6 protein-coding genes are annotated in these 8,921 nt (G+C 41.2%); all 6 read left to right on the forward strand.

Annotation, left to right across the window (positions count from 1 at the left end):
- The first annotated feature begins 220 nt into the window (after positions 1-220).
- Positions 221-1,084, forward strand: a complete 864-nt coding sequence (locus AC11ZT_RS11670; protein WP_484059758.1) for an oxidoreductase — start codon at positions 221-223, stop codon at positions 1,082-1,084.
- A 525-nt stretch (positions 1,085-1,609) separates the two neighbouring features.
- Positions 1,610-1,996 carry a MerR family transcriptional regulator gene (locus AC11ZT_RS11675; protein WP_379970516.1) on the forward strand — a complete coding sequence of 129 codons (387 nt, stop codon included), beginning with the start codon at positions 1,610-1,612 and terminating at the stop codon, positions 1,994-1,996.
- Positions 1,997-2,312: 316 nt separating this feature from the next.
- Positions 2,313-3,389, forward strand: a complete 1,077-nt coding sequence (sfnG, locus tag AC11ZT_RS11680; protein ID WP_484059759.1) for a dimethylsulfone monooxygenase SfnG — start codon at positions 2,313-2,315, stop codon at positions 3,387-3,389.
- A 723-nt stretch (positions 3,390-4,112) separates the two neighbouring features.
- The gene (locus tag AC11ZT_RS11685; protein ID WP_484059760.1) at positions 4,113-5,435 is read left to right on the forward strand and encodes a UDP-glucose dehydrogenase family protein; all 1,323 of its coding nucleotides are present in this window, start codon (positions 4,113-4,115) and stop codon (positions 5,433-5,435) included.
- Positions 5,436-5,568: 133 nt separating this feature from the next.
- Positions 5,569-6,687, forward strand: coding sequence for a non-hydrolyzing UDP-N-acetylglucosamine 2-epimerase (wecB, locus tag AC11ZT_RS11690; protein WP_484059761.1), 1,119 nt, complete (start codon positions 5,569-5,571; stop codon positions 6,685-6,687).
- A 168-nt stretch (positions 6,688-6,855) separates the two neighbouring features.
- Positions 6,856-8,921, forward strand: a 2,066-nt coding sequence (locus AC11ZT_RS11695; protein ID WP_484059762.1) for a PA14 domain-containing protein, incomplete at its 3' end; no start/stop codon positions are given.

An 8,921-nucleotide genomic window follows, 5' to 3' on the forward strand; every position in this document is an offset into this window, starting at 1 on the left:
GTGGAAAATTAAGTGAGTTAATAATCGTATTAAAGGTGGTGGCCGAATGAAAGTATATACAGCAAAAGAGGTAGCTGAACATTCGATATCGAAGGTAAAGGGATTCACCCTAACACCATTCGGACTATAAGTTAAATTTAAAAAAATACTTGCTATAAAGTGAACTTTAAGGCTTAAGATACTCCTGAAACCAATTTATTAGGTAAAAGGAGTGTAATATATGCAAAAACGTGTATGGTTTATTACAGGTACTTCAACAGGATTCGGACGTTCTCTCACTCAAGAAGTAATTGCTAATGGTGATTATGTAGTTGCAACTGCCCGCAATATAAAAGATATCGAATCTTATAAACAACAAGCACCTGATCGCGTTCTTACTCTTGAATTAGATGTTCATAACGAAGAGGATGCAAACCAAGCGGTTCAAAAAGCTGTTGAACAATTTGGACGGATTGATATTCTTGTGAATAACGCAGGATATGGTTTGCTGGGAGCCTTCGAGGAACTGACAGACAAGCAAATCCGCCATCAATTTGAAACAAATGTTTTTGGTTTGATGAACGTTACAAGAGCTGTTCTTCCGACACTTCGGAACCAACGTTCCGGCCACATCATAAATATTTCTTCTGTTTTGGGCCTTACTGCCTTTCCTGGACTTTCAGTATACTCTGCAAGTAAATTTGCAGTTGAAGGTCTTTCTATTGGATTAGCACAAGAGGTTGCACCACTCGGTATTAAGCTAACTTTGATTGAGCCAGGTGCTTTTCGAACGAAATGGGCAGCTACCACACTGGATAAAGGAACCAAACAAGATTCGGATTCCTACGAAGAAACAGCAGGTGGACTGCGTGAATGGTTAACAGGTGTAAATGGTGTACAACCTGGGAATCCGGATCGTGCTGCAAAAATCATTTTCCAAATTGCCGATATGGAAAAGCCACCTCTTCATCTAGTATTGGGTCGTGAAGCTCTTCAAAATGCGAAAGATAAATTGGGTCCTCAACTCAATGACATTGAAAAATGGGCTGATGTTACAATATCTGCTGACTTTGATGAGCCCATTCCTTCTTCCTTTCCGGAATAAATCTTTGTATTAAATATCCTTTTGGGGATAACATAATACAATGTCTTTTGATGATGGAGGAAACGGGACCGCTAAAGTATATTCGACAAAATATTAAAAAGTAATAGAGAGCAATGGGGAAGAGTGGTAAAGAATATCTCTCAAAATATATACCTGCAGACACATTCTTTACGTTGTAGATGTGTTTGCAGTTTTTTTTTAATGAAGGGTAAAATCAAAAAATGCTAATAAATATGGACTTGGAAATTAAACTTGGTGCTACTTTTAATATAATTAAAAATATTAATAGTACAAAAGAAAATCAAAATCTTAAAAGCGGTTGCTGGTTTTATGGGCGTTTGTGCCATTATGGTTATTGCAATCATGCTGAAAAACAATAATGGAAAGTCGTATTTTCAAAATATTATACTTTTTTGGGACAGCACTGACAGCATCCATAATCAAATTACCTTGAGCAGGATATAAAAATAGGATAAACTTCCATTTAAAGTGAATTTGAATCATTTAACCTATGGAGTGAAATATATGAATTATAGTACTAAGGAATTTTCAATTAAAACTGGGCTATCAGCATCAACGTTACGCTATTATGAAAAAGAAAGAGTATTACCATTTGTAAAGCGTGATGGTTATGGCAATCGTATTTATGATGATGAAAATGTTGAATGGATTGATTTTATTTTGGCATTACGATCCACGGGCATGCCTATAGCGGAAATAAAGCGCTATGTGGATTTGTATAAAGAAGGGGAAAAAACCATACAAGAGCGTAAACAGATGATACTTGACCATAAAGTAAAGGTCCAAAAAGAAATCATGCAAATGAATAAGTATTTAGATAAAATTAATTATAAATTATCACTGTATGACATACTAGAAGCGGACCTTGAGACAAAAAATATAAAAATTTAAATAAACGGTCATATGTTGTACAAAAAGGATAGATATAAGCATGTATATCCCCTGTTCATCTATCCTTTCCTTTTAACCCTATATAATGTGTGATATTACAAGGACACATTTAATTGTAAAGCTCTATATTAAGGGGGCGGCTACTTTTTCAAAAGAACGGGTTAATTCCAACTTTACATATATGAAAAATGATGATACTATCAAAGAAATTAATATAAACAATCTGACTAGATAACTAGAGGATTCTTCTTTCTTAGCTAATAAGGAAGTAGAGTCCTTTTTTGTTTCTACGCGGAAAAAAAGGGAGGAACCGAAAATGAGTTTGCAATTTGCATATTGGGCACCAAATGTAAGCGGAGGATTGGTTATTTCAAATATTGAACAACGAACGGGTTGGTCATTTGAAGACAATAAGCGTTATGCACAAGTGGCAGAGGAAGCTGGGTTTGATTATGTGTTATTACAAACACGGTTTTTGGCAAGCTACGGGGCTGAAAAGCAGTTAGAGGCGACGGCTTTGGCAGCAGGTTTGGCGAGTGTTACATCGAAGCTAAATATTATTACGGCGATTCTTCCTGGCCTTTGGCATCCGGGTGTGATGGCGAAAATTATTTCAACGATTGATCATATTAGCAATGGACGTGTATCTGTGAATATTGTAAGCGGTTGGTTTAAAGGTGAATTTCAAGCTTACGGTCTTCCCTGGTTAGATCACGATGAGCGATATCGCCGCTCCGAGGAATTTATTCAGGTGCTTCGGGAACTATGGACGAAGGAAATTGCGAATTATCAAGGGGATTTTTACCGGATTCATGATGCGCCCTTAAAACCAAAGCCTGTTACGCAGCCACTTGTGTTTCAAGGCGGGAATTCAATTGCTGCCAAGGAGATGGCAAGCCGCGTTTCGGACGTTTATTTCATGAACGGAAATTCGATTGAAAATATAAAGCAACAGATTGATGAAGTAAGAGAACTAGCAAACCAACAAGGGCGCACAGTAAAATTTGGAGTGAACGGCTTTGTCATTGTCCGCGAAACAGAGCAGGAAGCACAGCAAGTTCTGAGGGATATTATCGCTCATGCAGATGATGAAGCGGTAGAAGGCTTTAAAAGCCAAGTAAAGTTTGCCGGAAAAGCATCTCCGCAAGGAAACGGAATGTGGGCCAATTCATCCTTTGAGGATTTGGTTCAATACAACGATGGCTTTCGTACGAAATTAATCGGGACTGTTGAGCAGGTAGCAGACCGGATTATCGAATTGAAAAAAGTAGGTGTAGATATTGTGTTAACCGGATTTCTTCATTACGAAGAAGAGATACAAGCCTTTGGGGAGCAGGTCCTTCCGCTCGTTCGGAAAAAAGAGGAACAGCTCAGCAAAGCAGCTGTAAGATAATAGTAGAGAAAAAATAACAGCCGCCTATTGAGGCGGACACTGAAAAAGGTATCCCTCTCTTACATAAATAGAGAAGGATACCTTATTTCTTTGCCTAATTTTACTCATAGATACTAGATTGGTCCCCGCGAGAGCGGATTATACGTTTCAATGGGAACATAAAAAGGGCATTAGTGACCGCTTTGAGCAAAAAGCAGGGTAGCTGGTAATCAATCCCCTGTATTAGTGACCGCTTTGAGCAAAAAGCAGGGTAGCCGGTAACGAAACCGCTGTATTAGTGACCGCTTTGAGCAAAAAGCAGGGTAGCCGGTAAACAATCCGCTGTATTAGTGAACGCTTTGAGCAAAAAGCAAGGAAGCCGGTAACGAAACCGCTGTATTAGTGACCGCTTTGAACAAAAAGCGTGGTAGCCGGTAACGAAAGAGCTGTATTAGTGACCGCCTTGAGCAAAAAGCAAGGTAGCCGGTAATCAAAGCGCATCAAAGTTATCGTCCCTTTAGATGCGGCTGTTATTTTTATAGGGACGAAGCAAGAAATCATCTTCTTTATAATAGCTTTACACAGTTTTAAAGCTACTGCTGTACTTTCTCGCTATAATGATGGGTAGGGAATATTGTTTTGGCTTGTATACATAGTGTTATGAGGTATTTCTATACATATAATTTGAAGTAAGTAGTAAATTTTTGTAGTGTAAGAGCATAATGAGGGGCGAAGAGGTGGCTTATGGAGATTTCGGTAGTAGGTACGGGGTATGTAGGTCTTGTAACAGGGGTAGGATTGGCACATATTGGTCATATTGTGACATGCTTAGATATAGATGAGGATAAGATTGCAAAGCTTCAAGATGGGAATGTCCCCATTTATGAGCCAGGTTTGGCAGAGATGATGCAGGAGGCAACGCATGCAGGCCGATTAAAGTTTACGAGCGAGCGGGCGCAGGCCTATCACCGGGCAGAGGTCATTTTTCTGGCAGTGGGAACTCCTCCTAATGAAGATGGATCGGCAAATTTAACGTTTATTACAAAAGCATGTGAAGATATCGGGGATTTCATGAAGCATGATGCGATTGTTGTAACAAAAAGTACTGTGCCGGTTGGGACAAATGATTATTTAGAAGGCATTATTACAGGAAGACTACAAGAAGGCATTACGGTGCAGGTGGCATCCAATCCAGAATTTTTACGAGAAGGGTCTGGTGTGTACGATTTCTTCCATGGGGATCGTATTGTTATTGGCGCAAAGCTAGAAGAAACGGCTACTATATTAGAAGAGATTTATAAGCCGCTTAAGATTCCGACCTTTAAAACAGATGTGCGCAGCGCGGAAATGATTAAGTATGCTTCTAATGCTTTTCTAGCAACAAAGATTAGTTTTATTAATGAAATTTCTAATATTTGCGAAAAAACAAATGCGAATATAGAAGCTGTTGCGTACGGGATGGGACTCGATCAACGGATTGGCGATAAATTCCTAAAGGCTGGTATTGGGTACGGGGGATCTTGTTTTCCAAAGGATACGAAGGCGCTGCTTCAAATTGCAGGGACGGTACGCCACGATTTTGAGTTGTTGAAAGCGGTAATTGAAGTGAACAATAAGCAGCAAATTTCGTTAGTGAAACGTGCTACGGATTTATTGGACTTACGCGGTAAGCAGGTTGCCCTTCTCGGTTTAGCCTTTAAGCCGAATACAGATGATATGCGTGAGGCACCTTCTATCGTTATTGCAGAATATTTGATTAGCAAGGGTGCGATTGTAAAAGCATATGATCCTAAGGCTGCCGAAAATGCAAAGCATCTGTTGCCGAAACAAGTTATATTTGCCAGTCGTGCCGAGGAAGCTTTGCAAGATGCAGAGGCAGCATTTCTTGTAACGGAGTGGAGTGAAATAAAAAGTATTCCGCTCGCTACGTATGTAGAATTGATGAAGCAACCGCTCTTATTTGATGGACGGAATTGTTATAGTTTAGAAGAAGCGAGCCGCCATGAAATCGATTATTATTCCATTGGTCGTCCTTCGGTGCTGCGAGAGTACAGCGGCAAATCCTAATATACAAGCGCTTTTTAAGGCTGATTTACAGAGAGATGACGTACTGCTATTCCCTGCCTTATTACTATGTAATATAATGGGGGAAGTACATCATCTTCGTCCAAGCGATGAATGAGAAAGTGAGTGGAAATACATGACACAACCAATTAAAGTAATGACGATATTCGGAACACGGCCAGAAGCAATTAAAATGGCTCCGTTAGTTCTAGAACTACAAAAGCATCCAGAAACAATCGAACCAATTGTGACGGTAACTGCGCAGCATCGTCAAATGCTTGATCAAGTATTGAACATTTTCGGCATTACGCCTGATTATGATTTAAACATTATGAAGGATCGCCAAACGCTTATTGATATTACGACACGTGGCTTACAAGGGCTAGATGAGGTCATGAAGGAAGCAAAGCCAGACATCGTCCTCGTACACGGTGATACAACGACTACATTTATCGCAAGTCTTGCTGCGTTTTATAATCAAATTCCAGTTGGACATGTGGAAGCAGGTCTGCGTACTTGGAATAAACGTTCTCCGTACCCAGAGGAAATGAATCGTCAGCTCACGGGTGTCATGGCAGATTTGCATTTTTCACCAACCACTAAATCAGCTGAAAACTTAAAACTTGAAAATAAAAATCCAGACACGATTTTTATTACGGGGAATACGGCCATTGATGCATTAAAAACAACGGTAAAAGAAACGTATACAAATAAGGTATTAGATAGCATTGGAAGTGATCGCCTCGTATTAATGACAGCACATCGCCGCGAAAACTTAGGTGAACCGATGCGCAATATGTTCCACGCTATTAAGAGACTTGTGGAAAAATATGACGATATTCAAGTTGTCTACCCGGTTCATATGAACCCAGTTGTACGTGAAATTGCAAATGATATTTTAGGAAATGATGCGCGTATTCATCTCATTGAACCGCTGGATGTAATCGATTTCCATAACTTTGCTGCGCGTTCGTATTTAATTTTAACCGACTCCGGCGGTGTACAAGAAGAAGCACCGTCCCTTGGTGTTCCGGTTCTTGTTCTTCGTGACACAACGGAGCGTCCAGAAGGAATTGATGCTGGTACATTAAAGCTTGCTGGAACGGATGAAGAAACGATTTTCACACTAGCAGATGAATTGCTTGGTAACAAAGAAGCGCATGATAAAATGGCGCATGCATCGAATCCATATGGGGATGGTCATGCATCTGAACGCATTGTCGCAGCGATTTTAAATCATTTTTCTGCTAAATAAAATATTGCTTCTTGTAAACCGTTGTGAAGGGGTCTCCTTTACAACGGTTTTTTTACTGTAAAATTTACGTAAATTGTTGAATTTTGTATGAATCCATATCTCTGTATCTATGAAAATAGTAAGATAATAAAGATGACAGAAAATGAAAGAAGGAGGAAGATTTTACTGGTGAATAGGTTTTGGAAAATTACATGCCCGATTGTACTCGTTTCTGCACTAGTCGTTGCACCCATTCCTTCATTGCATGCAGCTGCTCCTGTTTATACAAGCAGTGGCGGAGACGTGCATTATAACTGGGGTGCAGGCGGACCGCCTGGTATGCCGGCGGATCAGTTTGAAGCAAACTTTACACAGTCGAAATCGCTTGATGCTGGTGATTATTTCGTTCAAACATTGGCGGATGACCGGATTCAAGTAGCAGTGGACGGAAAATCGGTTATCGATCGCTGGACGCCGTCAGCCGGTCAAATTGATCGTGCGCTGCTGCCTAACATGACTGCAGGCAATCATGATGTGAAAACTCGTTATTATGAGGATTACGGAAATGCCGCTGTGTTCTCGGATGTCGTGCCGATGAATACGTGGCTCGCGTATTATTACAACAATGAAACGCTCTCTGGTCTTCCTGTCGCAGCCAAAACGATCGGACCTTCTCAAAAGCAAGGTCTCTCTGTTAATGATGGCTATGGTTCGCCGATGCCAGGTAATGTGAATAGCGACCATTTTTCTGCAAAATTTGCAACAGCGAAGCACATACAAGCAGGGCAATATATACTGCATGCAAAAGCCGATGATGGCATGCGGGTCTATATTGATGGCAAAAAGGTTTATGATGGCTGGGGCTACAATGGCTATCAGGATGATGTTGTAAAGGTAAATATTGCTGATCAAGCAACTACAAAGGACGTTCACTGGGTGGACGTAGAGTATTATGAAGCTTCGGGAGAAAGTAAACTCGAATGTTCGCTGACACCAGCCGATAGCACGGATAATACCTTTGTTCAAAACGGCGGAGACGTGCATTATAACTGGGGTTACGGTAGTCCAGCTGGATTTTCGTCTGATTATTTTCGTGCCCAGTTTAATCAAACAAAATCTGTAGCAGCGGGCGATTATTTTATTCAAACGCAGGCAGACGATGGTGTAAAGGTGAATGTAGATGGCAAAACAGTCATTGATCGCTTTACTCCTTCTGCCGGTCAAATCGATACCGCTATCGTACCAGGGCTATCAGGCGGTACGCATACGATTCAAACGAACTATCTAGAGGAAACGGGAAATGCTTTCGTATTCTCGGACATGGTGCCGTTTGATAACTGGCTCGCATATTATTACAACAATGAAACACTTTCAGGCTCGCCGGTAGCTGCGAAGACGCTGGATGCTTCGGCGGATAAAGGTTTGCATCAAGATAATGGGTACGGTTCGCCGATGCCATCTGTAGCAGCGGATCACTTTTCCGCTCGTTACGTAACAGCAAAGCATATGCCAGCTGGGCAGTATATTTTACGAGGCGGCGCGGATGATGGTATTCGTGTGTATGTAGATGATAAGCTTGTACTCGATCGCTGGACGTATAGTGCGTACCGAGAGGATGCTGTTATGGTTCCCGTTGCAGACAATCCATCGTTACCTGACGCAACAAAAGATGTTCATACGATTCGCGTGGAATATTTAGAGGCAGCAGGAAATAGCAAAGTAGATCTTACCGTAACGCCAAGCAATCAAGTAACAAGCCAAGGTACAACAGGCGTGTTTTATCCGAATACTACGCTTTCTGGTGCCGGCACTGTAGTGGATGGATTGAATGGGGTTGCCTTTAATTGGGGATACGGTGCACCGATTCCATCTATAGGGGAAGATCATTTCTCGGCAGCCTTCTATGAAAATAAAAATCTAGCAGCGGGTGAATACTTTGCCCAAACGGTTGCTGATGATGGTGTAAAGATGGAGGTTGATGGAAAATCGGTTATCGACCGTTTTACGCAGTCGGGACCACAGATCAATCATGCTCTCCTTGGGCAATTGTCACAATCTACGCACCAAGTGAAAACCTCCTACTTTGAAGAGGCAGGGGGAGCCGTTTTATTTTCTAATGTCGTTCCTTTAGATAGTTGGCTCGCCTACTATTATCCAAATCAATCCGTAGACGGGGCGCCAACCGCAACAAAAGTGCTACCTACGTTAAATGAAAATAATGGCTACGGTAGTCCTGTAAATGGAACCATTCCAGC

It is taken from the genome of Ectobacillus sp. (assembly GCF_056992975.1).